This is a genomic window from Leclercia sp. UBA5076 (assembly GCF_002416465.1).
Lineage (GTDB): Bacteria > Pseudomonadota > Gammaproteobacteria > Enterobacterales > Enterobacteriaceae > Enterobacter.
The window spans coordinates 35019-60996 of record NZ_DIAO01000012.1; the positions used below are offsets into that span (position 1 = coordinate 35019).

At 57.0% G+C, this 25978-nt stretch carries 25 protein-coding genes; 6 read left to right on the top strand and 19 right to left on the bottom strand.

Features of this window, described 5'->3' with window-relative positions; genetic code table 11:
* Positions 1 to 127 precede the first annotated feature (127 nt).
* Together B3X29_RS11835 and B3X29_RS11840 are read left to right on the top strand one after the other, a co-directional pair.
* Entirely contained in the window at positions 128 to 1459 is a 1332-nt protein-coding gene (locus B3X29_RS11835; RefSeq protein WP_159339898.1) for an amino acid permease, read from the top strand.
* A gap of 21 nt (positions 1460 to 1480) precedes the next feature.
* Entirely contained in the window at positions 1481 to 2785 is a 1305-nt protein-coding gene (locus B3X29_RS11840) for a serine dehydratase subunit alpha family protein (RefSeq protein WP_159339899.1), read from the top strand.
* A gap of 38 nt (positions 2786 to 2823) precedes the next feature.
* Here the strand turns inward: B3X29_RS11840 and B3X29_RS11845 are convergent, their stop codons facing one another.
* A complete protein-coding gene (locus B3X29_RS11845) occupies positions 2824 to 3525 on the bottom strand; it encodes a pirin family protein (protein WP_159339900.1) in 702 nt (233 codons plus the stop codon).
* A gap of 105 nt (positions 3526 to 3630) precedes the next feature.
* Between B3X29_RS11845 and yhaJ the strand changes: the two genes are divergently transcribed.
* Positions 3631 to 4527 (top strand): DNA-binding transcriptional regulator YhaJ, encoded by an 897-nt coding sequence (gene yhaJ, locus B3X29_RS11850; protein ID WP_159339901.1) that lies wholly within the window; start codon positions 3631 to 3633, stop codon positions 4525 to 4527.
* Between the two features lie 39 nt (positions 4528 to 4566).
* On the opposite strand, the gene B3X29_RS11855 is transcribed toward yhaJ, so the two are convergent.
* From B3X29_RS11855 to B3X29_RS11905, 11 genes are all read right to left on the bottom strand, one after another.
* The gene (locus B3X29_RS11855) at positions 4567 to 4932 is read right to left on the bottom strand and encodes a DUF805 domain-containing protein (RefSeq protein WP_103177134.1); all 366 of its coding nucleotides are present in this window, start codon (positions 4930 to 4932) and stop codon (positions 4567 to 4569) included.
* Positions 4933 to 5039: 107 nt separating this feature from the next.
* On the bottom strand, positions 5040 to 6026 hold the full coding sequence (locus B3X29_RS11860) for a glutathione S-transferase family protein (RefSeq protein WP_159339902.1): 987 nt from the start codon (positions 6024 to 6026) through the stop codon (positions 5040 to 5042).
* 65 nt (positions 6027 to 6091) lie between these two features.
* A complete protein-coding gene (locus B3X29_RS11865) occupies positions 6092 to 6484 on the bottom strand; it encodes a DoxX family protein (RefSeq protein ID WP_168191992.1) in 393 nt (130 codons plus the stop codon).
* Between the two features lie 220 nt (positions 6485 to 6704).
* On the bottom strand, positions 6705 to 7019 hold the full coding sequence (locus B3X29_RS11870; protein ID WP_103177131.1) for a YqjK-like family protein: 315 nt from the start codon (positions 7017 to 7019) through the stop codon (positions 6705 to 6707).
* Positions 7016 to 7414, bottom strand: a complete 399-nt coding sequence (locus B3X29_RS11875) for a phage holin family protein (RefSeq protein ID WP_103177130.1) — start codon at positions 7412 to 7414, stop codon at positions 7016 to 7018. Before B3X29_RS11875 ends, B3X29_RS11870 begins: the two co-directional genes overlap by 4 nt.
* 2 nt (positions 7415 to 7416) lie before the next feature.
* The gene (locus tag B3X29_RS11880; protein ID WP_103177129.1) at positions 7417 to 7722 is read right to left on the bottom strand and encodes a DUF883 family protein; all 306 of its coding nucleotides are present in this window, start codon (positions 7720 to 7722) and stop codon (positions 7417 to 7419) included.
* A gap of 29 nt (positions 7723 to 7751) precedes the next feature.
* Complete coding sequence (locus B3X29_RS11885) at positions 7752 to 8120, bottom strand: DUF1090 domain-containing protein (RefSeq protein WP_103177128.1); 369 nt, start codon at positions 8118 to 8120, stop codon at positions 7752 to 7754.
* A 154-nt stretch (positions 8121 to 8274) separates the two neighbouring features.
* Entirely contained in the window at positions 8275 to 8658 is a 384-nt protein-coding gene (mzrA, locus tag B3X29_RS11890; RefSeq protein WP_103180990.1) for an EnvZ/OmpR regulon moderator MzrA, read from the bottom strand.
* A gap of 4 nt (positions 8659 to 8662) precedes the next feature.
* Positions 8663 to 9325, bottom strand: coding sequence for a DedA family general envelope maintenance protein YqjA (gene yqjA, locus B3X29_RS11895; RefSeq protein WP_059307126.1), 663 nt, complete (start codon positions 9323 to 9325; stop codon positions 8663 to 8665).
* A gap of 350 nt (positions 9326 to 9675) precedes the next feature.
* Positions 9676 to 10452 carry a transcriptional regulator ExuR gene (exuR, locus tag B3X29_RS11900; RefSeq protein ID WP_159339903.1) on the bottom strand — a complete coding sequence of 259 codons (777 nt, stop codon included), beginning with the start codon at positions 10450 to 10452 and terminating at the stop codon, positions 9676 to 9678.
* A 177-nt stretch (positions 10453 to 10629) separates the two neighbouring features.
* Positions 10630 to 11928 carry an MFS transporter gene (locus B3X29_RS11905; protein ID WP_159339904.1) on the bottom strand — a complete coding sequence of 433 codons (1299 nt, stop codon included), beginning with the start codon at positions 11926 to 11928 and terminating at the stop codon, positions 10630 to 10632.
* 471 nt (positions 11929 to 12399) lie between these two features.
* On the opposite strand from B3X29_RS11905, the gene uxaC reads away from it, so the two are divergent.
* Together uxaC and B3X29_RS11915 are read left to right on the top strand one after the other, a co-directional pair.
* Entirely contained in the window at positions 12400 to 13812 is a 1413-nt protein-coding gene (uxaC, locus tag B3X29_RS11910; RefSeq protein ID WP_159339905.1) for a glucuronate isomerase, read from the top strand.
* Positions 13813 to 13829: 17 nt separating this feature from the next.
* Positions 13830 to 15317 (top strand): UxaA family hydrolase, encoded by a 1488-nt coding sequence (locus B3X29_RS11915; RefSeq protein ID WP_159339906.1) that lies wholly within the window; start codon positions 13830 to 13832, stop codon positions 15315 to 15317.
* A gap of 86 nt (positions 15318 to 15403) precedes the next feature.
* Here B3X29_RS11915 and sstT read toward each other — a convergent pair whose 3' ends face one another.
* The 4 genes from sstT to B3X29_RS11935 form a co-directional block, all read right to left on the bottom strand.
* Positions 15404 to 16645, bottom strand: a complete 1242-nt coding sequence (gene sstT / locus B3X29_RS11920; RefSeq protein ID WP_159339907.1) for a serine/threonine transporter SstT — start codon at positions 16643 to 16645, stop codon at positions 15404 to 15406.
* A gap of 297 nt (positions 16646 to 16942) precedes the next feature.
* Positions 16943 to 17911 (bottom strand): TerC family protein, encoded by a 969-nt coding sequence (locus B3X29_RS11925; protein ID WP_103177120.1) that lies wholly within the window; start codon positions 17909 to 17911, stop codon positions 16943 to 16945.
* A gap of 272 nt (positions 17912 to 18183) precedes the next feature.
* Positions 18184 to 19182, bottom strand: coding sequence for a Gfo/Idh/MocA family protein (locus B3X29_RS11930; protein ID WP_103177119.1), 999 nt, complete (start codon positions 19180 to 19182; stop codon positions 18184 to 18186).
* Positions 19183 to 19252: 70 nt separating this feature from the next.
* The gene (locus tag B3X29_RS11935) at positions 19253 to 19756 is read right to left on the bottom strand and encodes a YgjP-like metallopeptidase domain-containing protein (RefSeq protein WP_103177118.1); all 504 of its coding nucleotides are present in this window, start codon (positions 19754 to 19756) and stop codon (positions 19253 to 19255) included.
* Positions 19757 to 19841: 85 nt separating this feature from the next.
* Here B3X29_RS11935 and rlmG point away from each other — a divergent pair, with 85 nt between their 5' ends.
* Entirely contained in the window at positions 19842 to 20978 is a 1137-nt protein-coding gene (gene rlmG, locus B3X29_RS11940) for a 23S rRNA (guanine(1835)-N(2))-methyltransferase RlmG (protein WP_159339909.1), read from the top strand.
* An 82-nt stretch (positions 20979 to 21060) separates the two neighbouring features.
* Here the strand turns inward: rlmG and B3X29_RS11945 are convergent, their stop codons facing one another.
* The 3 genes from B3X29_RS11945 to lsrR all read right to left on the bottom strand — a co-directional run bounded on the left by B3X29_RS11945 (position 21061) and on the right by lsrR (position 25851).
* Positions 21061 to 23082, bottom strand: coding sequence for an NADPH-dependent 2,4-dienoyl-CoA reductase (locus B3X29_RS11945; protein WP_159339910.1), 2022 nt, complete (start codon positions 23080 to 23082; stop codon positions 21061 to 21063).
* Between the two features lie 184 nt (positions 23083 to 23266).
* The gene (gene lsrK, locus B3X29_RS11950; RefSeq protein WP_159339911.1) at positions 23267 to 24847 is read right to left on the bottom strand and encodes an autoinducer-2 kinase; all 1581 of its coding nucleotides are present in this window, start codon (positions 24845 to 24847) and stop codon (positions 23267 to 23269) included.
* A gap of 32 nt (positions 24848 to 24879) precedes the next feature.
* Positions 24880 to 25851: a transcriptional regulator LsrR gene (gene lsrR, locus B3X29_RS11955; RefSeq protein ID WP_103177114.1), complete on the bottom strand. Its 972-nt coding sequence runs from the start codon at positions 25849 to 25851 to the stop codon at positions 24880 to 24882.
* Positions 25852 to 25978: the final 127 nt, after the last annotated feature.

Below are 25978 nucleotides of genomic sequence, written 5' to 3' on the forward strand. Positions count from 1 at the left end.
TTCTCTTCCTCTCCGGATATGATATTTCCACACGAATAACAAACGCCTGCACCTCTCTGGTCATTATCGCTGATGAGCAGATATCCATAAAAATAACTGTTTACCCTACAAAATAAGCGAGAGCCTAATGGATACGGCGACAAATAATAGCGTAATTGTGAGCGACTCACCGGCAGCAAGACGGGCTGGAATGAGTGAGAGTGAATGGCAAGAAGCGATTAAATTCGACAGTAATGATACCGGTTGGATAATTATGAGTATCGGCATGGCAATCGGTGCCGGTATTGTTTTTCTCCCGGTTCAGGTGGGATTAATGGGCCTGTGGGTTTTTCTGCTCTCTTCTATCATTGGTTATCCGGCGATGTATCTCTTTCAGCGCCTGTTTATTAATACGCTGGCGGAATCGCCGGAGTGCAAAGATTACCCGAGCGTGATCAGCGGTTATCTGGGTAAAAACTGGGGGATTCTGTTAGGGGCGCTCTATTTTGTCATGCTGGTTATCTGGATGTTTGTATATTCCACGGCGATTACCAACGACAGCGCCTCTTATCTGCATACCTTCGGCGTGACGGACGGTTTGCTGTCAGAAAACCCTTTCTATGGCTTATTATTGATCTGTATCCTGGTGGCGATCTCTTCCCGGGGTGAAAAACTGCTGTTTAAAGTCTCCAGCCTGATGGTGCTCACCAAACTGCTGGTGGTAGCGGCTCTGGGGATCTCAATGATTGGCATGTGGCACCTCTATAACGTTGGCGCGCTGCCGCCGATGGGGCTGCTGATCAAGAATGCCATCATTACGCTGCCGTTTACCCTCACCTCCATTCTGTTTATCCAGACGCTCAGCCCAATGGTGATCTCCTACCGCTCCCGCGCAAAATCGATCGAAGTGGCGCGGTACAAAGCCCGGCGGGCGATGAATATCGCGTTTGGCATTCTGTTTGTGACGGTCTTTTTCTACGCGGTCTCTTTTACCCTCGCGATGGGGCATGAGGAAGCGGTCAAAGCCTACGAACAGAATATTTCCGCCCTGGCAATTGCCGCGCAGTTTATTAGTGGTGATGGTGCGGGTTGGGTAAAAATCGTCAGCGTTATTCTGAATATCTTCGCTGTGATGACCGCTTTCTTTGGCGTCTATCTCGGCTTTCGTGAAGCGACGCAAGGCATTGTGATGAATATCCTGCGCCGCAAATTGCCGGCGGATAAAATCAATGAATCCACCGTACAGCGCGGCATTATGGTGTTTGCCATACTGCTTGCCTGGAGCGCCATTGTATTAAATGCTCCTGTGCTGAGCTTCACCTCTATCTGCAGCCCTATTTTTGGCATGGTGGGCTGTTTAATTCCGGCGTGGCTGGTCTACAAGGTCCCTGCGCTGCATAAATACAAAGGCGTGTCGCTGGTGATTATTATTATCACCGGGCTACTGCTTTGTGTTTCTCCTTTCCTCGCTTTTTCCTGATGTGCAATAAAGGTCGTAACGATGTCTGAACAAATAAACCCTTTATGGAACCTGTTTATTCACGCGGTGCAGGAAGAGGTTAAACCTGCCCTGGGATGTACAGAACCTGTCTCGCTGTCGCTGGCTTGTGCCATCGCGGCTGAACAGCTAAGCGGAGAAATCACGCAAATTGAGGCGTGGGTTTCACCGAATTTAATGAAGAATGGACTGGGTGTAACAGTACCGGGTACTGGCATGGTTGGCCTGCCTGTTGCGGCTGCGCTGGGGGCGATTGGTGGCAACCCCCGGGGCGGGCTGGAGGTTTTAAAAGATGCTTCGCCCGAGGCGATTGCCCGCGCTAAAGCGTTGCTGGCGGCAGGAAAAGTGCAGGTAAAACTGCAGCAACCCTGCGACGAAATCCTCTATTCCCGCGCCATTGTCTATGCCGGGGCGGAGTCGGCAAGCGTCACCATCGCGGGAGGACACACGCGGGTCGTGCAGATCAGCTATCAGGGCGAAACACGCTTTATGCTGGATGAGCAGCCGCAGAGCTCTGGCGGCGATCCCCTGAGAGTGCTGTCGAGCACGTCGCTGTCGCAGATCCTGGAGTTTATCGAGCATGTTCCGTTTTCCGCCATTCGTTTTATCCTGGAAGCCGGGCATCTAAACGACGCCCTCTCCAGGGAGGGATTAACCGGCAAATGGGGACTCCATATTGGCGCGACGTTGCATAGACAGCAGGCGCGCGGCTTTATCGACCAGGGGTTAGGATCGGAGATAATCATCCGCACCAGCGCCGCGTCAGATGCCCGAATGGGCGGAGCGACACTGCCTGCGATGAGCAATTCCGGCTCGGGTAATCAGGGGATCACGGCAACGATGCCGGTTCTGGTCGTGGCGGAATATCTCCAGGCTGATGAGGAAAAACTGGCGCGGGCCCTGATGCTTTCGCACCTCTCGGCCATTTATATCCATTACCAGCTTCCTCGCCTGTCGGCATTGTGCGCGGCGACGACCGCGGCCATGGGCGCGGCAGCAGGTATGGCATGGCTGCTGGACGGGGGCTATAAGGCGATTGAGATGGCGATCAGCAGTATGATTGGCGACGTCAGCGGAATGATCTGCGATGGAGCATCGAACAGCTGCGCGATGAAAGTCTCAACCAGCGTCAGCAGTGCCTGGAAATCGGTAATGATGGCGCTTGATGATTGCGCCGTGACCGGCAACGAAGGGATTGTGGCGCACGATGTGGAACAGTCCATCGCCAATCTGTGCTCACTTGCATGCCGTTCAATGCAGGCAACGGATAAACAGATCATTGAGATCATGGCGAAGAAAGTCGCCTGAAATAACGGCCTCTCCTTGTACGGGGAGAGGCCGGCGGTTCAGACCGGCAAATCAATCAACAGCGCACGCAGCGGCGTATCGGCCACCAGGGTGATATTCGCCTCGTCGCGAATAAACGCACCATCTCCGCAGGTCAACGCTTCACGCTCCTCAGCGGGCGTCTGCGCATGTACCGTGCCGTGGATAGATTGCAGGTAGGCGCGCGGGCCATGCAGCTGAAAACTCAGACGCTCCCCTTTATCCAGCTCGATATGATGCAGCCATACCTGCTGGCGGAGCTGCAGGCTGCCTGCGCTGCCATCTGGCGAGGCCAGCAGCTGCTGTTTGGCATCCAGCAGATCGATCTTCTGGAGCAGCGGATTTTCCCGCTCCGGGCAGGCATCTAACCACAGCTGCAGGCGCGTCAGCGTCTTGTCTTTGCTGAGGTTATGCTCGCTATAGCTAATACCGGGCTGAGTGGCTATCAGCAATGCTTCACCGACTTTCGCCTGGACATGGTTGCCCTCGCTGTCGCGATACTCTGCTTCGCCTTCAAGAATCAGATTCAGGATATCCACTTTTGGATAAGTACGCGGCTGGAATGAGGCGCCGGGTGCGAGCACCTCCTGGTTCAGCACGCGCAAAGAGGCATAGCCCAGCAGTTTCGGGTCAAAGTAGTGTCCAAAGGAAAAGGTGTAGCGGGCCTGCAGCCAACCGAAATCGGCTTGTCCGCACTGTTTAGCTGTTCTTGTCGTAATCATAAAACTTGACCTCTCTTTACACTAAAACAATGGTAAAGGTATGGACGCTGCATTGTTAGCCAGATATTCTGCCCGGTATGTTCAAATTTCCTGAATGAGAACGCCATGGCTAAAGAGAGAGCATTGACCCTTGAAGCGCTGCGCGTGATGGACGCCATCGATCGTCGCGGCAGCTTTGCGGCGGCAGCGGATGAACTGGGGCGCGTACCCTCTGCCCTGAGTTATACCATGCAGAAACTGGAAGAAGAGCTGGATGTGGTGCTGTTTGACCGCTCTGGTCACCGAACAAAATTCACCAATGTTGGCCGCATGCTGCTGGAGCGCGGGCGCGTGTTGCTGGAGGCGGCGGATAAACTGACCACCGACGCCGAAGCGCTGGCCCGCGGCTGGGAAACGCATCTGACGCTGGTCACCGAAGCGTTGGTACCCACCACTGCGCTCTACCCGCTGGTGGATCGCCTGGCGGAAAAAGCCAATACCCAGCTTTCAATTATTACCGAAGTGCTCGCCGGGGCGTGGGAGCGCCTGGAGCAGGGCCGGGCGGATATTGTGATCGCGCCGGATATGCACTTCCGCTCCTCGTCCGAAATCAACTCCCGCAAGCTCTATACCGTGATGAATGTCTATGTCGCCGCACCGGATCATCCGATTCATCAGGAACCCGAGCCGCTGTCGGAAGTGACCCGCGTAAAATACCGCGGCGTGGCGGTGGCCGATACCGCCCGCGAGCGCCCGGTACTAACCGTTCAGCTGCTTGATAAACAGCCGCGCCTCACCGTCAGCACCCTTGAAGATAAGCGTCAGGCGCTGCTGGCTGGGCTAGGCGTGGCGACCATGCCGTATCCGTTCGTTGAGAAAGATATTGCCGAAGGGCGGCTGCGGGTGGTGAGCCCGGAATATACCAGTGAAGTGGATATTATTATGGCGTGGCGTCGTGACAGCATGGGCGAGGCCAAATCCTGGTGTCTGCGTGAGATCCAGAAGTTGTTCACCCATAAGTAAATTGCAGGCCCGGCAGGCGCAGCGCCGCCGGGCAAACTATCAGTTGTTTAGCAACGGATCCGGCCCAAAACGGTTTTCACCTGGCGTACCGCGCTGGCAGTTGAAGATCAGAATAATGATCCAGCCCAGCACCGGGATAAGCACCAGCAGCAGCCACCACGCTGAACGGTCAGTATCATGCAGCCGGCGAAACAGCACGGCCCAAGATGGCAGAAGTACCAGCAAGCCATACACGGTGGTGAGAATGCCTTCGCCGCCAGCCCGCTCCCAGCCCAGCATCTTGTCGATCAGCCCCAGCACGCAGATCAGAATGAAGTTCACCAGGGTGAACATCCAGAACTCTTTGCGGCGGGCGCGCCCTTTGAACCCAATATAATTTCGAAGTACTTTCAGATACCAGTCCATTTCTTGTGGCCTCCGCAGCAATTAATTATTTGTTTTTTAAGCGATCCACTAAAGCATAGACGGGAATAAAAGGGGGGTAAAGGGCGCCAGAAAAGCGCCCCTGAGGCTTAGCCAAAGCGGACGTCGCGCCCGTGCGGTTCGTTCAGATCCTGCCACGGGCCAATGGAGATAATGCCCGTCGGATTAATGGTTTTATGGCTGCGATAGTAATGGTTACGGATATGGCCAAAATCGACCGTCTCCGCAATCCCCGGCATCTGATAGATGTCGCGCAGGAATCCGTGCAGGTTGAGGTAATCGCTGATCCGGTGTTTGTCGCACTTGAAGTGGGTCACATAAACCGGGTCAAAGCGCACCAGCGTGGTCCAGAGGCGGATATCGGCTTCGGTCAGCTGGTCACCGGTGAGATAGCGGTGCTGGCCGAGGATCTGCTCCAGCCGCTCCAGCGAGGCAAAGACATTGGTCACCGCTTCGTCGTAAGCTTCCTGGCTGGTGGCAAACCCGGCCTTATAGACGCCGTTGTTCACGTTGTCGTAGATCCAGCTATTCAGGTCATCGATCTTATCGCGCAGCGCGGGCGGATAAAAATCGCCTGCCCGGGCGCCGTGAGCATCAAACGCGGTGTTAAACATGCGGATGATCTCAGCCGACTCATTGCTGACGATGGTCTGATTTTTCTTATCCCACAGTACCGGAACGGTAACGCGGCCGGTGTAGTGGGGATCGGCGCGCAGGTAGAGCTGGTAGAGAAAATCATGGTGATAGAGCGAGTCGCCGGTCGCCGCCGGGAAATCATCGCCGAAAGTCCAGCCGTTCTCCAGCATCAGCGGATGCACCACCGAGACGGGGATCAGCGCTTCCAGCCCCTTCAGGGCACGGACGATCAGGGTGCGATGCGCCCACGGACAGGCCAGAGAAACATAGAGGTGGTAACGATCTTTCTCAGCCGCAAAGCCGCCTTCGCCGCTCGGGCCAGGCGCGCCGTCGGCGGTGAGCCAGTTACGGAAGGCCGAAACAGAACGTTTGAAACGCCCCCCGGTTGATTTGGTGTCATACCAGGTATCCTGCCAGACGCCGTCTACGAGTTGTCCCATCTATTCCTCCTTAGATAGCAAAAGCGAGGAGAGATCCCCTCGCTTTTTGATTCAGTATAGCGTGCTTACCACTTCTTATTCAGGACGCGGTCAATACTGAACGCGCCAGGACCGGTGATAGCCAGCAGCAGATAACCGCCTGCGATAGTCAGGTTTTTCATGAACATCAGAGAGTTCACCCCTTCCGCAAAGTTGCTGTGGAACAGGAACGCGGTCAGCAGTGTGAAGCCTGCGGTGAACAGTGCGGTAGTCCGGGTCAGGAAACCGAACAGAATGGCCAGGCCACCCCCCAGTTCAAGCAGAATGGTCAGCGGCAGCAGGAACCCCGGAACGCCCATCGCTTCCATATACTGTTGCGTACCGGCGTAGCCCCCGATTTTGCTCCAGCCAGCGGTAATAAACAGGATTGGCATCAGAACGCGCGCTACCAGTACACCAACATCTTCTAATTTTTTCATCTTACTCTCCAGGGAACCACTTGGGCTGTAAATACTATTTATTGTGCAAAATCGCGCGTATGCCGCGGTCTCGCTGTCGATGGAGAGAATCATAAACGGGGCGAATGGGGATTGTTAGCAAGGAAAACTGTCAATCTTTATCAAAGATATTGAGTAATAATAAGGGAAGGATAAAAGTAAAGCGCCAGGAGGCGCTTTACAGGGTGAGGCAGGGTAAACGTCAGCGGGTTTCTTGTTTGCGGAGCTGCTGCTGGGTAAGGGTGGTTTTAATCATCTTCCACGCGCTCCAGATGCCCAGACCGCGGCGCGCCCAGCGGATCAGCATATTCGGATGGCGCACGGCCCTCACCGCCAGAATGCTGCTCCCTATCAGCGCCCATGCCCGCAGGTTCAGAAACATATTCCACCCGCGGTCATAGCTGTGCGTGGCTTCCAGCCAGTCACGGCTGCCAGCCGACAGATCCAGCCGTTGCTGCTGGATCTGGCTCAGCAAAAATGCCTTTTCTCGCTCACGTTCCGCTCGGCTTCTGCTCACTTTTTGTCATCCTCCAGCAGTGACCGGTCGTTGGCGAGTTCCTTACGGGTATGATGTAGCAGGGTCGACTGGCGCACTTTGCGCATCGTCCATATTCCCCCTATCAGAGCAGCAAGCAGCAGCACCACGGTGGTGCCAATCATCACATTAAGACGATACTGCGGATCGACTGCCCAGATAATCAATACCATCAGGCTCATCAGGCCAAAGGCGGCGAAGAGCATAGTCAACCCCAGCATCAGTAGCAGCTGGAAGAGGTTCGCTTTCTCTTCTTCCAGTTCAACTACTGCCAGCCGGATACGCGTCTCTGCGATGCCGACGAGAGTAGTCAAAATCCGCTGTCCGATACCGAGAACGTTTTTTGCGGGCCCTTGTGGTTGACGTGAATCTTCCATAATTAACGTCGCGTAAGCAGCATGCCGATGACAACGCCAACCGCAGCACCGATACCTACGCCGGCCCACGGATTCTCACGCACATACTCATCAGCGCGCGCGGCAGCCTCACGGGTCTGTTTAGCCAGCGCATCGCTGGTTTCGCCCAGACGATAGCGGCTTTCGTGCAGGGCCTGCTCCGCTTTATTACGCAGTTTGCTCAGCTCTTCTTTCGACTTATTGCCAGAGGAGCTCAGTACCTCTTCCAGGGTATCCGCCAGGGACTTCAGTTCAGCGCGTAAATGGTCTGACGTGGTATCTTTTGACATGATTCTCTCCTGTTACGATGTCCGTTAAATCAGTAATCGCGAGACTCCAGCGCTTTCAGTTCGTTCTGCGCTTCTTGCAGTTTCTGCTCACGTTTGGCAACTTTGTCTGCATCGCCTTTCTCCTTTGCCTCCGCCAGATCCCGGCGGCGTTCAGCAATTTCTTCTTTCTGTTCGGCAATTTTGTGCTGATGATCGGCACGCAGTTTGCTATCAGAACAGTTAGCTTTAACTTCGCTCAGCGCTTTATTCAATCCATTGATTCTGCTCTGATTGTTATGCTTTTCAGCGTAACTGATCTCGCGTTGAATATCCTGTTCCTTCTCCTGACAAAGAGACGAAGCGAACGAAGCTGTGCTCAAAGAAAAAAGGGCGAGGCCCAGGGCGATGCGGTAATTCATTATTGAAACCTTCCATTGTTTTCGACGTAACCTGCGGAAATGTCGAATTCCAGAGTCGTGCGGAGTACGTGTGAGAGGTGCTCCGCGTACTTAAGCATAGTAAGTAAACGGGGATATCACCAAAGTAAGTGAAAAGATTCAGAATAGTGGAAATTTAGCCTAACAGACGCGATGTATCACGCAGACGGGTCAGCCAGACCACCGCCTGATTGTCATTATCCTGTTGAGCAATGATATAGCCATGCGGCAGGCTGCGATCGAGCACCTTTTTCGCGGCAGCGCTCTGTACGCTGGAGTCGAAGGTGATCAGCAGCACATCTTTCTGCGGAGTAATACTTTTGAACTGAATACCGTTGGCATCCAGGTGATGCCAGATGGAGAAACCATCCGGCATGCTGACGCCCTGATTGACCGCGCGGATCGCCAGCGTCGATTCCTGTTTTTGCAGCGCCGCCCAGGCCAGCAGCAGGGCGCTGAACATCACCAGCGCGACCATGGCGTAAGAGAGACGGCGCATTGACGCGTTAGGATTGGCCATGTCGTTAGCCCTGACTTCCATGTTTTTTCTTCCAGAGAACCACCAGCGAACCAATCAGCCCGAACACCAGCAGCACGACCGGCAGCAGCATCAGGCAGGACATCAGCTGATCTTCATATTTCAGGAACACCGGCGTTTTGCCAAGCAGATAGCCCAGTGTGGTAAGGATCAGCACCCACAGCAGGCCGCTCATCCAGTTAAAGAACTGAAAACGCGTGCTGCTAAGGCCGGAAAGGCCGGCAATGGTTGGCAGCAGTGTACGGACAAAGGCGATAAAGCGGCCCACCAGCAGCGCGGAAAGCCCGTGCTTGTGGAACAGGTGATGCGCCCGTTGATGATAGTGTGCCGGCAGGTGCGATAGCCAGTTCTGCACGATACGCGTATTGCCAAGCCATCGCCCCTGGATATAGCTCAACCAGCAGCCGAGGCTGGCGGCAATGGTCAGCAGCAGGACGGTTTGCGGAAATTGCATTGCCCCTTTTGCGCACAGCACGCCAACCAGCACCAGCAGACTATCGCCAGGCAGGAAAGCGGCAGGAAGCAGACCGTTTTCAAGAAACAGAATCATAAACAGGACAAAATAGAGCATGCCAATCATGGACGGATTGGCCAGCGTTTCGAAATCCTGGGCCCATAAGGCATTAAGTAGTTGGGTCAAAAGTTCCATTCAGTGTTCCTGGAAAGCGGTTAACGACGCACCTGTCAACCGGGTCAAACAGCACGGCGACATTTTTTATAATTTCATTATGGTCGCTCGCGGACACAGTGTGTGGCCAAACTGTTCCCTGTTAAATGGCTAAGTAAGCAAGCACTAACTAACAAGCTAAACGGCAAATTGCATCTAATTGTAACAAACGCCAATGGGATCCGTCACAGTATTTGCATGTACCGCAGATAGATTTTGTCTTAACCCAGGGAGGAGACGCGAGGCTATTTACAAAGGCTGACACTATATATGTTTACTTACCCATCGTGGCCGGAAGGCGCAGCGAAGCGCCTGCCGATGCGTGAAGAAAACTATTTTGCGTGACTGACGGCGCTATCGAGGTGAACCACCGGATTCTCAGCAAAAAGATAGCGGTCGGCGTTAAATTCGAAGTCGTCGCTAGTTTCATTGAACAGCATCTGTTTGGTATTTTCGAGATGCTGCCACATCGCCACTTTTGCCGCATGCGGGTCTTTACGAATCAGTGCCTTAAGGATTTTATCGTGGTCGTCACACCAGTTATCCACGGTGCGGGAATCGATATGATCGTGCAGTTTTTTCCAGTACGGGTTATGAACGCGCTGAGTCCACATTTTTTCGACGATTGCCGCAAGCGCACTGTTTTGCGTCGCCAGCGCCACCTGGACATGAAACTGCAGGTCCCATTCGGAGTCGCGGAAGCATTTCTCTTTACGCGCGTTGTCCTGGATCTCCATCAACTTCATGATGTCCTGCTTGGTCACCTGCGTCGCCGCGAACTCGGCGATATTACTCTCAATAAGCTGACGAGCCTGGAGCAGCTCAAAGGGGCCGTAATTGGCAAATTCCAGATTTTCGTCCGGGGCCGGGGAGTGTTTTGGCTGGCTGGAGATAACATGAATGCCAGAACCTTTACGCACTTCAACATAGCCTTCCACTTCCAGCATGATGATGGCTTCACGAACCACGGTGCGGCTTACGCTCTTCTCATCAGCGATAAAACGCTCGGCAGGTAACTTGTCGCCTACCAGATAAACGCCTTGCTCGATGCGCGATTTCAGCTCGGCAGCAAGTTGCTGATAAAGACGACGGGGTTCGTTGATTTCCATATGCGCTCCAGGCAAGGTATGGCTAATGATTTGTTATACCACTTTTACCCCTTTGTCTCCAGATTTGACCCGCAAAAAAGCCGCTCGGGAGCGGCTTTTATATACCAGGCTGCGCTTCGCTTGCGCGCCCTGGCGGTTTAGTAGGCCGGGTAAGCGAAGCGCCACCCGGCAATAAATCTAGCTCTGAGTCGCGGGCCTTCCAACGGACTCTTGCAACAGCTCCTCTGCGGACTTGCTTTTCAGCACCGTCCAGATAAGCACTGCACCCAGCAGGTCGAAGATAGCCAGTACCGCGAACAGCGGGCTAAAGCCGATGGTGTCAGCCAGCGCACCGACCACCAGGGCGAACAGGGTGCTGGCGGTCCAGGCTGCCATCCCGGTCAGGCCGTTAGCGGTCGCCACTTCATTACGCCCGAAGACATCAGAAGAGAGGGTGATCAGCGCACCGGAGAGAGACTGGTGAGCAAAGCCCCCGACGCACAGCAGCGCAATCGCGATATACGGGCTGGTGAACAGACCAATCATCCCCGGGCCAATCATCAGTACGGCACCCATGGTGACAACCATTTTACGGGAGACGATCAGGTTCACGCCGAACCAGCGCTGGAACAGCGGTGGCAGGTAACCCCCGACGATACAGCCCAGGTCTGCGAACAGCATTGGCATCCAGGCGAACATGGCGATCTCTTTCAGGTTAAAGCCGTAAACTTTAAACATGAACAGCGGGATCCAGGCGTTGAACGTACCCCATGCAGGCTCAGCCAGGAAACGCGGCAGGGCGATACCCCAGAACTGACGGGTACCCAGAATCTGCAGAACAGACATCTTCTTGCCGTTATTGGTCTGGTGCTGGGACTCCTGGCCGCCGATGATGTAGTCGCGTTCTTCATCAGAGAGTTTCTTCTGATCGCGCGGGTGTTTGTAGAAGATCAGCCAGCACATCGCCCAGGCGAAGCTCAGTACGCCGGAGAGAATAAACGCCAGCTGCCAGCTGTGCATCACGATAGCCCATACCACCAGCGGCGGAGCAATCATCGCGCCGATAGAGGAACCCACGTTGAAGTAGCCCACCGCGATGGAGCGCTCTTTCGCCGGGAACCACTCGGATGCCGCTTTCAGACCCGCAGGGATCATCGCCGCTTCCGCAGCACCTACCGCGCCACGGGCCAGCGCCAGGCCACCCCAGCTGCCTGCCAGCGCGGTTGCGCCGCAGAAGATGGCCCAGGTGACGGCGAATACGGCGTAGCCAACTTTCGTACCCAGAATATCCAGCACGTAGCCTGCTACCGGCTGCATGATGGTGTAAGCCGCGGAATAGGCCGCGATAATATAGGAGTATTGTTGCGTGGAGATGTGCAACTCTTCCATCAGCGTTGGCGCAGCCGCCGCTATGGTATTACGCGTCAGGTAGCCCAGCACGGTGCCGAGCGTCACCAGTGCGATCATGTACCAACGTAACCCTTTAATTTTACGCATGTAAAACCTCATCGTTATGTTATTGCCGCACCGGAGTACGGGCATCTCTATGCATTGCGTGAGATGTTTTCAACGGGAGGGCGTAACCGGGAATGCTCCCGGTACGGCCCGAACCTTGCCATAAGTAACGTGCATAATTCGGTATCCTTACCGCTGAGTCCGACGCCTGTGGCACCGGTAATGCATTCCGTCGGCTTATAATTTGCGACGGCAGAACGATAACTTGTCATACAACTTTAAAAGGTGAGTGACATCACAAATGTGTCAATAATTGTAAGGGTAATGTCGAGTCTGTGTCAGGCCAGAGCTGGCGCGGCGTTAAGCGCTGTTTAACACTTTAGATGTAGATTATTTGTCGACGTTTATTGATCTAACTCACGAAAAAATCATCGGCCTCTGGAAATTGGTGTGATAACTTTGCAGCATCTGAACATTGCTGTTTTCTGACGTGCCCGTTAAGAGGATGACGACATGACGCCGTTTATGACTGAAGATTTTCTGTTAGATACCGAATTTGCCCGCCGCCTGTACCATGATTACGCGAAAGACCAGCCGATTTTCGACTACCACTGCCATCTTCCGCCGCAGCAGGTCGCCGAAAATTACCGTTTTAAAAACCTGTATGACATCTGGCTGAAAGGCGACCATTACAAGTGGCGCGCCATGCGCACCAACGGGGTGGCGGAACGCCTCTGTACCGGTGACGCGTCTGACCGTGAAAAATTCGATGCCTGGGCAGCGACCGTGCCGCACACCATTGGTAACCCGCTCTACCACTGGACCCATCTGGAGCTGCGCCGTCCATTCGGGATCACCGGCAAGCTGCTCTCTCCGTCTACCGCGGATGAGATCTGGAACGAATGTAATGAGCTGCTGGCCCAGGATAAATTCTCTGCCCGCGGCATCATGAAGCAGATGAACGTGAAGATGGTCGGCACCACCGACGATCCGATTGACTCTCTGGAGCATCACGCCGTTGTCGCGAAAGACAGCTCGTTTGACGTGAAAGTGCTGCCAAGCTGGCGCCCGGATAAAGCGTTCAACATTGAGCAGGCGACCTTTGCCGACTACATGGCGAAGCTGAGTGAAGTCTCTGATACCGAGATCCGCCGTTTCGGCGATCTGCAGACCGCGCTGACGAAGCGTCTGGATCACTTCGCGGCTCACGGCTGTAAAGTGTCTGACCATGCTCTGGACGTGGTGCTGTTTGCTGAGGCGAACGAAGCCGAGCTGGACAGCATCCTGGCGCGCCGCCTGGCGGGTGAAACCCTGAGCGAGCATGAAGTGGCGCAGTTCAAAACTGCGGTACTGGTCTGGCTGGCGGCAGAATATGCCCGTCGCGGCTGGGTGCAGCAGTACCACATTGGCGCGCTGCGCAACAACAACCTGCGTCAGTTCAAGCTGCTGGGCGCCGACGTCGGTTTCGACTCCATCAACGACCGTCCGCTGGCCGAAGAGCTCTCCAGACTGCTGAGCAAACAGAACGAAGAGAACCTGCTGCCAAAAACCATTCTGTACTGCCTGAACCCACGCGATAACGAAGTGCTGGGCACCATGATCGGTAACTTCCAGGGCGAAGGGATGCCGGGCAAAATGCAGTTCGGTTCCGGCTGGTGGTTCAACGACCAGAAAGATGGCATGGAGCGTCAGATGACCCAGCTGGCGCAGCTTGGTCTGCTGAGCCGCTTTGTCGGCATGCTGACCGACAGCCGCAGCTTCCTTTCCTATACTCGCCATGAATATTTCCGCCGCATTCTGTGCCAGATGATTGGCCGCTGGGTCACCGCAGGCGAAGCGCCGGCCGATATTCAGCTGCTGGGCGAAATGGTGAGAAACATCTGCTTTAACAATGCGCGCGACTACTTCGCTATTGAACTGAACTAAGGCCGTCTGAGGTTGATATGCAATACATCAAAATCCATTCGCTGGATAACGTTGCGGTCGCGCTGGCCGACCTGAGCGAAGGCCTGGAGGTGACGTTTGACAACCAGACCGTCACCCTGCGCCAGGATCTGGCACGCGGGCACAAGTTTGCCCTGCAGCCGATTGCCAAAGGGGAGAACGTTATCAAATACGGTCTGCCTATCGGCCATGCCCTGGCGGATATCGCGGCGGGTGAATTTATTCACTCCCATAATACGCGCACCAATCTGAGCGATCTGGATGAGTACAGCTATCAACCTGAGTTGCTGGCTGAGAGCCGCCAGGCGGCAGATCGTGACGTTCAGATCTACCGCCGCGCCAGCGGTGAGGTGGGGATCCGCAATGAACTGTGGATCCTGCCCACCGTCGGCTGCGTCAACGGCATAGCCCGTCAGATCCAGAGCCGCTTCCTGAAAGAGACTAACCAGGCGGAAGGCACCGACGGCGTCTTCCTGTTCAGCCACACCTACGGCTGTTCCCAGCTGGGTGACGATCACATCAACACCCGCACCATGCTGCAAAACATGGTCCGCCACCCGAACGCCGGGGCGGTGCTGGTGATTGGCCTCGGTTGTGAAAACAACCAGGTGGATGCCTTCCGTGAGACGCTGGGGGATTTCGACCCTGCCCGCGTACACTTTATGGTGTGCCAGCATCAGGACGATGAAGTGGAAGCCGGTCTGGAGCATCTGCATGAGTTGTATGAGGCGATGCGCCATGATAAGCGTGAGCCAGGCAAGCTGAGCGAGCTGAAGTTTGGTCTGGAGTGCGGCGGCTCTGATGGGCTGTCCGGCATTACCGCTAACCCGATGCTGGGTCAGTTCTCTGATTATGTCATCAGCAACGGCGGCACCACCGTGCTGACCGAAGTGCCGGAGATGTTCGGCGCGGAGCGCATTTTGATGAGCCACTGCCGCGACGAAGCGACGTTTGAAAAGACCGTCACCATGGTCAACGACTTCAAGCAGTACTTTATCGCCCACAACCAGCCGATTTACGAGAACCCATCCCCGGGCAACAAGGCGGGCGGGATCACCACGCTGGAAGAGAAATCCCTCGGCTGTACCCAGAAAGCGGGTGCCAGCCAGGTGGTGGACGTCCTGCGCTACGGCGAGCGGTTGAGCACGCCGGGTCTGAACCTGCTTAGTGCGCCGGGTAACGATGCCGTTGCAACCAGCGCCCTGGCGGGGGCGGGCTGCCATATGGTGCTGTTCAGCACCGGTCGCGGCACCCCATATGGCGGTTTTGTGCCAACGGTGAAAATTGCCACCAACAGCGAGCTGGCGGCGAAGAAAAAGCACTGGATCGATTTCGATGCCGGTCAGCTGATCCACGGCAAAGCGATGCCGCAGCTGTTAACGGAATTCGTGGATGTGATTGTGGATATTGCCAATGGCAAACAGGCTTGCAACGAGAAAAACGACTTCCGCGAGCTGGCGATCTTCAAGAGTGGTGTGACGCTGTAGGTGTGGTGTCGGGTGGCGCTAACGCTTACCCGACCTACGAACCAAAATCAGGCCCGGTAAGGCGTAGCCGCCACCGGGCTTTTTTATTAATTACGTAAAGCGTTCTTAGCCAGACGCGCATCTTCAGCCTGACACGCCGCGGCGGTAAACAGCACGTCGGTGGAGGAGTTCAGCGCGGTTTCGCACGAGTCCTGCAGCACGCCAATGATAAAGCCCACAGCCACAACCTGCATCGCCACTTCATTCGGAATACCGAACATGTTGCAGGCCAGCGGGATCAGCAGCAGAGAACCGCCCGCCACACCCGATGCACCACAGGCGCACAGCGACGCCACAACGCTCAGCAGCAGCGCGGTTAACAGGTCGACCGGCACGCCCAGGGTATGCACGGCAGCCAGGGTCAGCACGGTGATGGTGATCGCCGCACCTGCCATGTTCACCGTCGCACCCAGTGGGATAGAGACGGAGTAGGTGTCACGATCCAGGTTCAGCTTCTCGGCCAGCGCCATGTTAACCGGAATGTTCGCCGCGGAGCTGCGGGTAAAGAAGGCGTAGACGCCGCTCTCACGCAGGCAGGTCAGCACCAGCGGATAAGGGTTACGGCGGATCTGCCAGAACACCAGCAGCGGGTTGATGACCAGCGCCACCAGCAGCATGCAGCCCACCAGTACAACCAGCAGTTGCGCATAGCCCCACAGGGTTTCAAAGCCGGTGGTTGCCAGAGTAGAAGAGACCAGGCCAAAGATACCGATCGGCGCAAAGCGGATCACCACTTTCACTATAAAGGTGACCGCGTTAGAGATATCGGTGATCAGATTTTTGGTGGTGTCGTTGCCGTGGCGCAGGGCGAAGCCCAGCCCGACGGCCCATACCAGAATGCCGATGTAGTTAGCATTCAGCAGCGCGTCAATCGGGTTAGAGACCATGCTCATCAGCAGGCCGCGAAGCACTTCCACGATGCCCGATGGTGGGGTGATATCGCCCGCTGCAGAGGTGAGGTGCAGCGTGGAGGGGAACACGAAGCTAAAAATGACCGCCGTCAGCGCGGCAGAGAAGGTGCCCAGCAGATAAAGGAACAAAATCGGGCGAATGTTGGTTTTCTGTCCTTTCTGATGGTTGGCAATGGAGGCCATAACCAGCATCAGTACCAGGACTGGGGCGACGGCTTTTAACGCGCCAACGAACAGGGTGCCGAGCAGGCCGGTGGCAATTGCCGCCGGTTTGGAAACCAGTGCCAGTAAAATACCCAGCACCAGACCTACCAGTATTTGTTTAACAAGGCTGCCCTGCGCCAGACGCGCGAGCAAACCCGGGGATTGCATGGTCATAAAAATTCCTTCAGTGAGATTGCGTTCCGTCCCGGAGATGCTCTCAGGCACTTATATTCCGGTTAGAGGTGTGTGTTTGTCAGGATGAGTATATTGAATGCGAGAAGTCTGGGAAGAGCAAAATGCTGGAATTTACGTACTGCGTCATGTTTTTTAACTGTCTGGTTACATTTTTGCCGGGTAGCGCGTTTTACTCCGCTGCGTGTTGTCATACCGGGTGGCGCTGCGCTTACCCGGCCTACAAAACCGTAGGCCCGGCAAGCGTCGCGCCGCCGGGCACCAGACCGCACAATCCCCTTACTGGATCTGCCGCTTCTTATCGTTCTGGTGGTTCACCCAGGCGTTAATAAGCAGGGTCACAACCAGGATGCCAAACACCACGCCCAGCGAGATGGCGATTGGGATGTGATAGAAATCGACAATCAACATCTTAATGCCGATAAAGACCAGGATCACCGACAGACCATACTTCAGCATTGAGAAGCGCTCCGCCACGCCCGCCAGCAGGAAGTACATCGCACGCAGACCGAGGATCGCAAAGAGGTTTGAGGTCAGCACGATGAACGGGTCAGTGGTCACCGCGAAGATCGCCGGAATACTGTCGACCGCGAAAATCACATCGCTCAGCTCCACCATGATCAGCACCAGCAGCAGCGGCGTGGCATACAGCAGGCCGTTTTTACGCACAAAGAAGTGCTCGCTTTCGATGGTGTCGGTCATACGCATATGACCACGCAGCCAGCGCACCAGCGGCTTCTCGCCAATACCGGTTTCATCTTCCTTCGCCAGCGCCATCTTCACGCCGGTAAAGAGCAGGAAGGCGCCGAAAACATAGAGCAGCCATTCGAACTGGGTAATCAGCCAGCTACCGGCAAAGATCATGATGGTACGCAACACGATCGCGCCCAGCACGCCATACACCAGCACCCGACGCTGCAAGGCTGCAGGCACCGCAAAATAGCTGAACAGCATCAGCCAGACGAAGACGTTATCCACCGCCAGGGCTTTTTCAATCAGATAGCCGGTGAGGAACGCCAGCGCCTGGGGATCGGCGACCGCGCGGCCTTGCGTCACGGAGAGATACCACCAGAAGGCGGCACAGAAGAGCAGGGAGAGGGTGACCCATACCAGCGACCAGGCGGCCGCCTGCTTCATGGTCATGCCATGCGCGCCGCGCCGACCCTGCAAAAAGAGATCGATCGCCAGCATGATGACCACAACGATGGCGAATCCTCCCCACATCAGCGGAGTACCGACAGTATTCATACAATTTTCCTTCCACAAAAAAAAACGGCTAACGTCAGAAGACGATAGCCGTTGCGTTTTTTGTGCATAGACCTCGCCTTCCGGCAAGGTCTCACTTACAACAAGAAAGGAATACGCTCACGTATTCCTTTTTCGTTGCCCGGCGACCGGATGCGGTATTACACGCATCGTAATGACGATCCACCGACCAGGAAGTTACTCCCCTTTGCAGGTAACAAAATATGTCAGGCCATTGGTTTCGTCAATGGCCTGCGCTAATTCATTACACAGCTTTACGCGGTAACTTCTGCGTTAAGGCCGTCAGCCGGGAAAACCACCCCCGTCTGGCGACGGATTTCGGTTTGCAGCTTCGCCGTGGTACGGCTCACCGCAAGGCCCGGATGGTTAACTTCCTGGGTTTCGACCAGACGCGCAAACACCTCTGCCTCATACAGCATAGTGTTGATATGCTGAGGCTGCGTCAGTTCCTGAGGCTTGCCGCCGCGCGGCACGTAGCTCAGCTTCTGGCACTCAGAGATCTTCTCGATCACCAGCGCGCCGTTCTCGCCCTGGATCTCGCTTGGCAGCACCGAGTCACTCACCTTGGAGTGCTGCAGCGTCACGCTGAAATCGCCATAATCCAGCACTACCAGACCGTGGGCATCCACGCCGCTTTCCAGCAGGCTGGCGGTCGCCTGCACCCGGTGCGGCTCGCCCCACAGCGCCACCGCCGAGGCCAGGCAGTAGAAACCGATATCCATAATCGAGCCGTTGGAGAACTGCGGATTAAAGGTGTTCGGATTCTCGCCGTCCAGGTAGCGCTGGTAGCGCGACGAATACTGACAATAGTTGATAAAGGCTTTGCGGATGCGGCCCACTTTCGACAGCGACTGCTGCAGCAGCAGGAAATTCGGCAGGCTGGCGGTTTTGAAGGCCTCGAACAGCACCACCTGGTTTTCCCGCGCAAGGGCAATAGCGGCTTCAACCTCATCGATATTAGAGGCAAGCGGCTTCTCGCAAATCACATGTTTTTTATGGCTGAGGAACAGCTTCGTCTGCGGGAAGTGCAGAGAGTTGGGGCTGGCAATATAAACCGCGTCAATCGCATCGCTTTGCGCCATCTCCTCCAGCGAGGTAAAGAGATGTTCGACGAGGTAGTCGTTCGCAAAGGTCTGGGCCTGTTCAAGGCTGCGGGAATAGACTGCGGTAAGTTTATATTTGCCGGTCTCATGGGCGGCATCGACGAACTGACGGGTGATCCAGTTCGTCCCAATGACTGCGAAACGTATCATAAACGTTTACGTACTCCGTAGCAGGGAACCTTTAGCCACTGTAGCACGTCATCATGACAAATCGCGTGCGCTAATCCGCATTACTCTTTAACGATAGATGCGTCAGCCACAGCCGGGTATCAAACTCCAGCTGATGGTACTGCGGCTCCATGTGGCAGCAGAGGGAATAGAAGGCTTTGTCGTGCTCCTTCTCTTTCAGGTGCGCCAGCTCATGCACCACGATCATGCGCAGGAACGCCTCCGGCGCGTTGCGGAATACCGTCGCCACGCGGATCTCGGCTTTGGCCTTCAGCTTGCCGCCCTGCACGCGGGAGATGGCGGTATGCAGACCCAGCGCGTTCTTCAGGACGTGGATCTTGTTGTCATACATCACCTTATTGATCGGCGGGGCGCTCTTCAGGTAACGGCTTTTGAGATCCTGCGTATACTGCCAGAGGGCTTTATCGGTAGCGACATCGTGGGTGCCGGGATAGCGTTTTTCCAGCACCGCGCCCAGCTTCTGCTCGGCAATCAGGCTACGAACCTGAGAAAGTAAATGCTCCGGGTAGCCCTGGAGATAAGGAAGTTGGTTCATCAAAAGCCCACATCAGTGTGAAAACGGGTATACTCACGCACCCTTTTCAGGGATAACGCCGAAATTTTACCACTCAGGAGGGCCGATGAGCCACTTAGACAACGGTTTCCGTTCACTCGACTTAAAACGTTTTCCGGAAACGGACGACGTTAACCCGCTGCAGGCGTGGGAAGCGGCGGATGACTATCTGCTGCAACAGTTGGATGACACCGAAATCAGCGGCCCGGTTCTGATCCTGAATGATGCTTTCGGCGCCCTGGCTTGCGCCCTGGCCGAACACACCCCTTACAGCATCGGTGATTCATACATAAGCGAGCTGGCGACGCGGGAAAACCTGCGTTACAACGACATCGATGAAGGCAGCGTGAAATTCCTCGACAGCACCGCGGATTACCCGCAGGCGCCGGGCGTGGTGCTGATCAAAGTGCCGAAAACGATGGCGCTGCTGGAGCAGCAGCTCCGTGCGCTGCGCAAGGTGGTGACGCCAGAGACGCGCATTATCGCCGGTGCTAAAGCGCGTGATATCCATACCTCTACGCTGGAACTGTTCGAGAAAGTGCTGGGGCCAACCACCACAACGCTTGCCTGGAAGAAAGCGCGCCTCATCAACTGTACTTTCACGGCACCAGACCTGGCCGACGCGCCAGAGACCCTGAGCTGGAAGCTGGAAGGCACCGACTGGACCATCCACAACCACGCCAACGTCTTCTCCCGTACCGGGCTGGATATCGGGGCGCGTTTCTTTATCGAGCATCTGCCGGAAAACCTGGAAGGGGAGATCGTCGATCTCGGCTGCGGTAACGGGGTGATCGGCCTGACCCTGCTGGCGAAGAACCCGGAAGCGAGCGTGGTCTTCAGCGACGAATCGCCGATGGCCGTAGCCTCCAGCCGTCTCAACGTGGAGACCAACATGCCGGAGGCGCTGGATCGCTGCGAGTTTATGATCAACAACGCGCTCTCGGGGGTGGAGCCGTTCCGCTTCAACGCCGTGTTCTGCAACCCGCCGTTCCATCAGAAGCACGCCCTGACCGATAACGTCGCCTGGGAGATGTTCCACCACGCGCGTCGCTGCCTGAAAATCAACGGGGAGCTCTACATCGTCGCCAACCGCCACCTGGACTACTTCCACAAGCTGAAGAAGATCTTCGGTAACTGCACCACCATTGCGACGAACAACAAGTTCGTGGTGCTGAAAGCGGTTAAGTTGGGTCGCCGCCGTTAAGATTGTTTTGCCCGGCGGCGCTACGCTTACCGGGCCTACAAAACCGTAGGCCGGTGCAAGCGTAGCGCCGCTCGGCAATGCTTTAGATCGCTAATGCTAACGCCGTCCCCTGGGCAATCGCCCGCCGGGCATCCAGCTCCATCGCCACATCACACCCGCCAATCAGATGCACCGTTCTGCCCGCCTCGCGCAGCGGCTCGGCCAGATCGCGCTTCGGCTCCTGTCCGGCACACAAAATGACATGATCGACGGGCAGCAACTGCGGTTCACCGCCGATCAATAGATGCAGCCCTTCGTCGTCGATCTTCTGATAACTCACCGCCGGGATCATCTTCACGCCGCGGGCGAGGAGGGTGGCGCGGTGGATCCAGCCGGTGGTTTTCCCCAGCCCTTCGCCAGGTTTGCTGGCCTTGCGTTGCAGCATCACGATCTGGCGCGGGCTTTTTGGCAGCTGGGGCCCTTCCGGACGCAAGCCCCCCACCTGATTCAGGCTGGTGTCGATGCCCCATTCTGCGCAGAATTCCGCGATATTCTGGCTGGTGGCCTCGCCCGTCTGGCTCAGGTACATGGCGGTATCAAAGCCGATCCCGCCGCAGCCGATGATCGCCACCCGATCGCCCACCGGCGCTTTGTCGCGCAGCACGTCGAGGTAGCTCAGCACTTTCGGATGATCGATGCCCTCGATCGCAGGCAGACGCGGGGCGATCCCGCTGGCGAGGATCGTCTCGTCAAAGTCGGCGAGATCGTCCGCGGTCACCCACTGGTTGAGCCGCAGATCCACGCCGGTAACCTCGATCATCCGGCGGTAGTAGCGCAGCGTCTCGTAGAACTCCTCTTTGCCGGGGATCTGCTTGGCGATATTAAACTGCCCGCCAATCTCAGCGGCGGCATCAAACAGCGTCACGCTGTGCCCGCGTGCGGCGGCATTCACCGCAAACGCCAGCCCCGCGGGACCTGCGCCCACCACCGCCAGCCGCTTTTTGCTGATGGCCGGAACGATGGGCATGCGGGTTTCATGACAGGCGCGCGGATTCACCAGGCAGGAGGTGACTTTGCCGACGAAGATCTGATCCAGGCAGGCCTGGTTGCAGCCGATACAGGTGTTGATCTCATCCGCACGGCCGCTTTGCGCTTTGGAGAGGATCTCCGCATCGGCGAGGAAGGGCCGCGCCATCGACACCATATCGGCATCGCCATTCGCCAGCAGATCGTCTGCGACTTGCGGATCGTTAATGCGGTTGGTGGTCACCAGCGGGATCGACACTTTGCCTTTCAGCCTGCGGGTTACCCAGCTGAACGCCGCGCGCGGCACCGGGGTGGCGATGGTCGGAATGCGCGCTTCGTGCCAGCCAATCCCGGTGTTGATGATGGTCGCGCCCGCCGCCTCTATGGCCTGCGCCAGCTGGACGGTTTCCTCGAAGGTGCCGCCGCCCTCCACCAGATCCAGCATCGACAGGCGGAAGATAATAATAAAGTCGCTTCCGGCGCGCTCGCGCACGGCGCGCACCACCTCGACGGCAAAGCGCATCCGGCGTGCATAGTCGCCGCCCCATTCGTCGTCACGCTGGTTGGTGCGTGCAGCGAGGAATTCGTTAATCAGATAGCCTTCGGAGCCCATCACCTCCACGCCGTCGTAGCCCGCCTCCCGCGCCAGCGCCGCACAGCGGGCGAAGTCATCGATCAGGGTCAGGATCTCGTCGTGGGTCAGCGCTTGCGGCTTAAAGCGGTTGATGGGGGCCTGGATCGCCGACGGGGCCACCGGGTTTGGCTGATAGCTGTAGCGCCCGGTATGCAGAATTTGCAGGGCGATTTTACCGCCTTCCTGGTGGACGGCATCGGTCACGATCCGGTGATGGGGCAGCTGTGCCGCATCGTTCAGCACCGCGCCGCCCTCCATCGCCACCCCGGATGGCGCAGGGGCCACACCGCCAGTAACGATGAGCGCCACCCCGTGACGGGCGCGCTCGGCATAGAACGCGGCCAGCCGCTCAGCACCGTCCGGCCGCTCCTCCAGCCCGGTATGCATCGAGCCCATTAACACGCGGTTTTTCAGGGTGGTGAATCCCAGATCGAGGGGGGCGAATAGCGACGGGTAGCGGCTCATAGTCTCTTCCAGTGTAAAATTATTGTTATGTGGTCGGATGAGTTACTAATTTAGCCAGCGGCAGAAGAAAGGTAAAAGCGGGATCGAATGATTGTGATAGATCTCAAAGAACTTCCCCGGTGGCGCTGCGCTTACCGGGGCTACAAAACCGTAGGCCGGATAAACGCAGCGCCATCCGGCGTTTTTACGGCGCCGTGGCGCGCACCAGCCCCGGTGCCTGCCACATGGAGGTGGTCAGCCCGCTGTCCACCAGCCCGAGCTGGTCGGCATAGACCGCCTGCCACTTCTGCATCATGCCGTCGTACAGCTCCCGGTGCGCCGGATTGGGGGTAAATTCCCGGCTCCATTTCACCAGCGACTCTCCCGTGGCAGCCATATCATCATACAGCCCGGCGCCACTCCCGGCGGCGATGGCGCAGCCCAGCGCGGTGGCTTCTTTCACCTCCGGCACCCGCACCGGCAGGCCGGTAACGTCGCTTAAGATCTGGCTCCACAGCGCCCCTTTCGCGCCGCCGCCGGCAAACACCAGGCTGTCAAAGGTGACGCCGGAGAACTGCGAAATCTGCGCCAGGTTGCAGGCGGAGACAATTGCCGCGTTCTCCTCCAGGGCGCGGAACAGGGTAGCCTTATTGCATTTTTCCGGGTCGATGGAGAGGTTAATAAACGACGGCGCAGCGTGATACCACTGCTTAAAGTGCATGGCGTCGGAGAAGATCGGCATCACCCCGTGAGAGCCCGCCGGCACCCGGCTGGCCATCTCCTCCATCAGGGCGTAGGTGTCCATCCCCATGCGTTCGGCAATCAGCTTCTCTTCGGCGCAGAAGGCGTCGCGGAACCAGCGCATGGTCAGCCCGGTGAAGAAGCTGATCGACTCCGCCTGGGCCATACCCGGAATGACGTGCGGGTTCACGCGGATGTTCATCTGCGGATCGGTGCGCACCTGCGGCAGGTTGACCACCTGCTGCCAGAAGGTGCCGCCCAGCACCGCGGTTTGCCCGGCGCGGACCACCCCCAGCCCCAGGCAGCCCAACTGCACATCGCCGCCGCCCATCACCACCGGCGTGCCTTCCCGCAGGCCCGACTGCTGCGCCGCCTCCCGGGTAACGGCTCCCAGCACGCTCCCTGTCTCTTTGACCGGCGAGAGGATATCGGCCCGCAGCCCGGCCATGTCCAGCAGCGCGGGCCGCCAGTCGCGGGAAAAGAGATCTAACATGCCGGTGGTGCCGGCGTTAGAGGGGTCAACGGCCAGCTCGCCGGAGAGCTTCGCCGCCAGCCAGTCGCTGATCATGGTAATGGTCGCCGCGTTGCGGTAGATATCCGGGCGATGGTGCGCCAGCCAGAGCAGGCGCGGCATGGCGCTCAGGGCCAGGGTCTGGCCGGAGACGTCATAGACTTCAGATTCAAAGCGGTAATCGTGGATCTCTTTGAGTTCAGCCACTTCGCGGCTGGCGCGGGCATCGACGTTGGCGCAGGCCCAGATGGCGTCGCCGTTGCGGTCATAGAGGACAATCCCCTCGCGCATCGAGCAGCAGGCGACGGACTGGATATCCGCCGCGCTCAGGTGCGCCCGCTCAAGCGCCTGGTGAATACACTGGCAGGCCAGCCGCCAGTTGGTGTCGAGGTCGAACTCCATCGAGCCGGGGACGTTCTCCACGCTCAGGTGTTTCCATTCGGCCTGGCCGACGGCTATCTGGTTGCCCTGGAGATCAAACACCACGGCGCGAACGCTGCCTGTCCCTGCATCTAACGCTAAAAGGTAACTCATGAGCTTGCCTCGTGTCAGGCGCAGGGCGACTCTTATCCGGCCAGAGCCAGCACCGCGCGGGCTGTCGTCTCTTCCGTCACCAGGCCATTGATACGGCGACCCTTCAGTGCGGCATAAATCGCATCGGCTTTCTCTTCTCCTCCGGCGACGCCAACGATGGTGGGCAACTGCGCCAGTTCATCGAGGGTGACGCCCAGTAACTCACGGTGGATCTCCAGATCCGATACCCGCTCTCCCTCGGCATTGAGGAAATAGCCCAGGATGTCACCCACCGCCCCTTTGCGGGCAAACATCAGCTGTTCCCCTTCGCTGATATAGCCGGAGCGCAAGATGGTGGCATCCCGGCGCTGGTTTACGGCACCAATGCCGACCACGGCGGCGTCGGCGGCGGTGGCGGCGAGGATCACATCCCGCACGCTGGTTTCCCGCTTCAGGATCCCGGCCACCTCTGCGGAGGAGACCCGCAGCGGGGCGGGGATCATGCTGACGCTGCAGGCGGCATCCAGCTGACCAATGCCGGTCATATAGGGCCCGACGCCGCCGGAGAGGGTCACCAGCCGCACCTGCTGGGAGCTGATAAAGCCGCTTAAGTGCTGAATGCAGCTCATGGTGGTTTCACCAAATCCCACCGCCAGCAGTTGCCCCGGCTCCAGCACGCCCATTAACGACTGCGCGGCGCCAATCCCTAAGCGCACGCTCATCGCCGGGGTATTCAGGGCGGGCAGCACGCGCACCAGCTTCAGGCCGAAACGCTGCTGAAGCGCGGTCTCCAGCGCCAGACACCCTTCGTAGCGGGAGTTGATCTGCACGCGAATCACCCCGGACTGTCGGCCCTTTTCGAGCAGCCGTGAAATCTTGAGCCGCGGTAAACCCAGCCGTTCGCCGATATCGTTCTGCGTCAGGCCGTCGTGGTAGTAGCACCACGCCACGCGCGCCACCAGTTCCTCTTCCGTCAGTGCCAGTCCGGCAAATCGTCCCTCTTCGGCAACGCGTTTCTCAGCCATATTTGAACTCTTATCAAAATTTAGATCATATGTTCGCTTTGCCGCAGCTTGAATCTGTGAGCCACACGGCAAAACGGATATTCCGGAATGTTTCAGCATTATCGGGATCATATCCATAAAACTGTGA

Bases quoted from the DNA above. Each gene is read 5' to 3' on its own strand.
- yqjA (WP_059307126.1), bottom strand. From the start codon at position 9,325: ATGGAACTTTTGACCCAACTACTTAATGCCTTATGGGCCCAGGATTTC.
- uxaC (WP_159339905.1), top strand. From the start codon at position 12,400: ATGACGCCGTTTATGACTGAAGATTTTCTGTTAGATACCGAATTTGCC.
- rlmG (WP_159339909.1), top strand. From the start codon at position 19,842: ATGAGCCACTTAGACAACGGTTTCCGTTCACTCGACTTAAAACGTTTT.
- mzrA (WP_103180990.1), bottom strand. From the start codon at position 8,658: ATGGCCAATCCTAACGCGTCAATGCGCCGTCTCTCTTACGCCATGGTC.
- exuR (WP_159339903.1), bottom strand. From the start codon at position 10,452: ATGGAAATCAACGAACCCCGTCGTCTTTATCAGCAACTTGCTGCCGAG.
- B3X29_RS11840 (WP_159339899.1), top strand. From the start codon at position 1,481: ATGTCTGAACAAATAAACCCTTTATGGAACCTGTTTATTCACGCGGTG.
- B3X29_RS11855 (WP_103177134.1), bottom strand. From the start codon at position 4,932: ATGGACTGGTATCTGAAAGTACTTCGAAATTATATTGGGTTCAAAGGG.
- B3X29_RS11880 (WP_103177129.1), bottom strand. From the start codon at position 7,722: ATGTCAAAAGATACCACGTCAGACCATTTACGCGCTGAACTGAAGTCC.
- lsrK (WP_159339911.1), bottom strand. From the start codon at position 24,847: ATGAGTTACCTTTTAGCGTTAGATGCAGGGACAGGCAGCGTTCGCGCC.
- B3X29_RS11885 (WP_103177128.1), bottom strand. From the start codon at position 8,120: ATGAATTACCGCATCGCCCTGGGCCTCGCCCTTTTTTCTTTGAGCACA.
- B3X29_RS11835 (WP_159339898.1), top strand. From the start codon at position 128: ATGGATACGGCGACAAATAATAGCGTAATTGTGAGCGACTCACCGGCA.
- B3X29_RS11925 (WP_103177120.1), bottom strand. From the start codon at position 17,911: ATGAATACTGTCGGTACTCCGCTGATGTGGGGAGGATTCGCCATCGTT.
- B3X29_RS11875 (WP_103177130.1), bottom strand. From the start codon at position 7,414: ATGGAAGATTCACGTCAACCACAAGGGCCCGCAAAAAACGTTCTCGGT.
- yhaJ (WP_159339901.1), top strand. From the start codon at position 3,631: ATGGCTAAAGAGAGAGCATTGACCCTTGAAGCGCTGCGCGTGATGGAC.
- lsrR (WP_103177114.1), bottom strand. From the start codon at position 25,851: ATGGCTGAGAAACGCGTTGCCGAAGAGGGACGATTTGCCGGACTGGCA.
- sstT (WP_159339907.1), bottom strand. From the start codon at position 16,645: ATGACCATGCAATCCCCGGGTTTGCTCGCGCGTCTGGCGCAGGGCAGC.
- B3X29_RS11845 (WP_159339900.1), bottom strand. From the start codon at position 3,525: ATGATTACGACAAGAACAGCTAAACAGTGCGGACAAGCCGATTTCGGT.
- B3X29_RS11915 (WP_159339906.1), top strand. From the start codon at position 13,830: ATGCAATACATCAAAATCCATTCGCTGGATAACGTTGCGGTCGCGCTG.
- B3X29_RS11860 (WP_159339902.1), bottom strand. From the start codon at position 6,026: ATGGGACAACTCGTAGACGGCGTCTGGCAGGATACCTGGTATGACACC.
- B3X29_RS11935 (WP_103177118.1), bottom strand. From the start codon at position 19,756: ATGAACCAACTTCCTTATCTCCAGGGCTACCCGGAGCATTTACTTTCT.
- B3X29_RS11905 (WP_159339904.1), bottom strand. From the start codon at position 11,928: ATGCGTAAAATTAAAGGGTTACGTTGGTACATGATCGCACTGGTGACG.
- B3X29_RS11945 (WP_159339910.1), bottom strand. From the start codon at position 23,082: ATGAGCCGCTACCCGTCGCTATTCGCCCCCCTCGATCTGGGATTCACC.
- B3X29_RS11930 (WP_103177119.1), bottom strand. From the start codon at position 19,182: ATGATACGTTTCGCAGTCATTGGGACGAACTGGATCACCCGTCAGTTC.
- B3X29_RS11865 (WP_168191992.1), bottom strand. From the start codon at position 6,484: ATGAAAAAATTAGAAGATGTTGGTGTACTGGTAGCGCGCGTTCTGATG.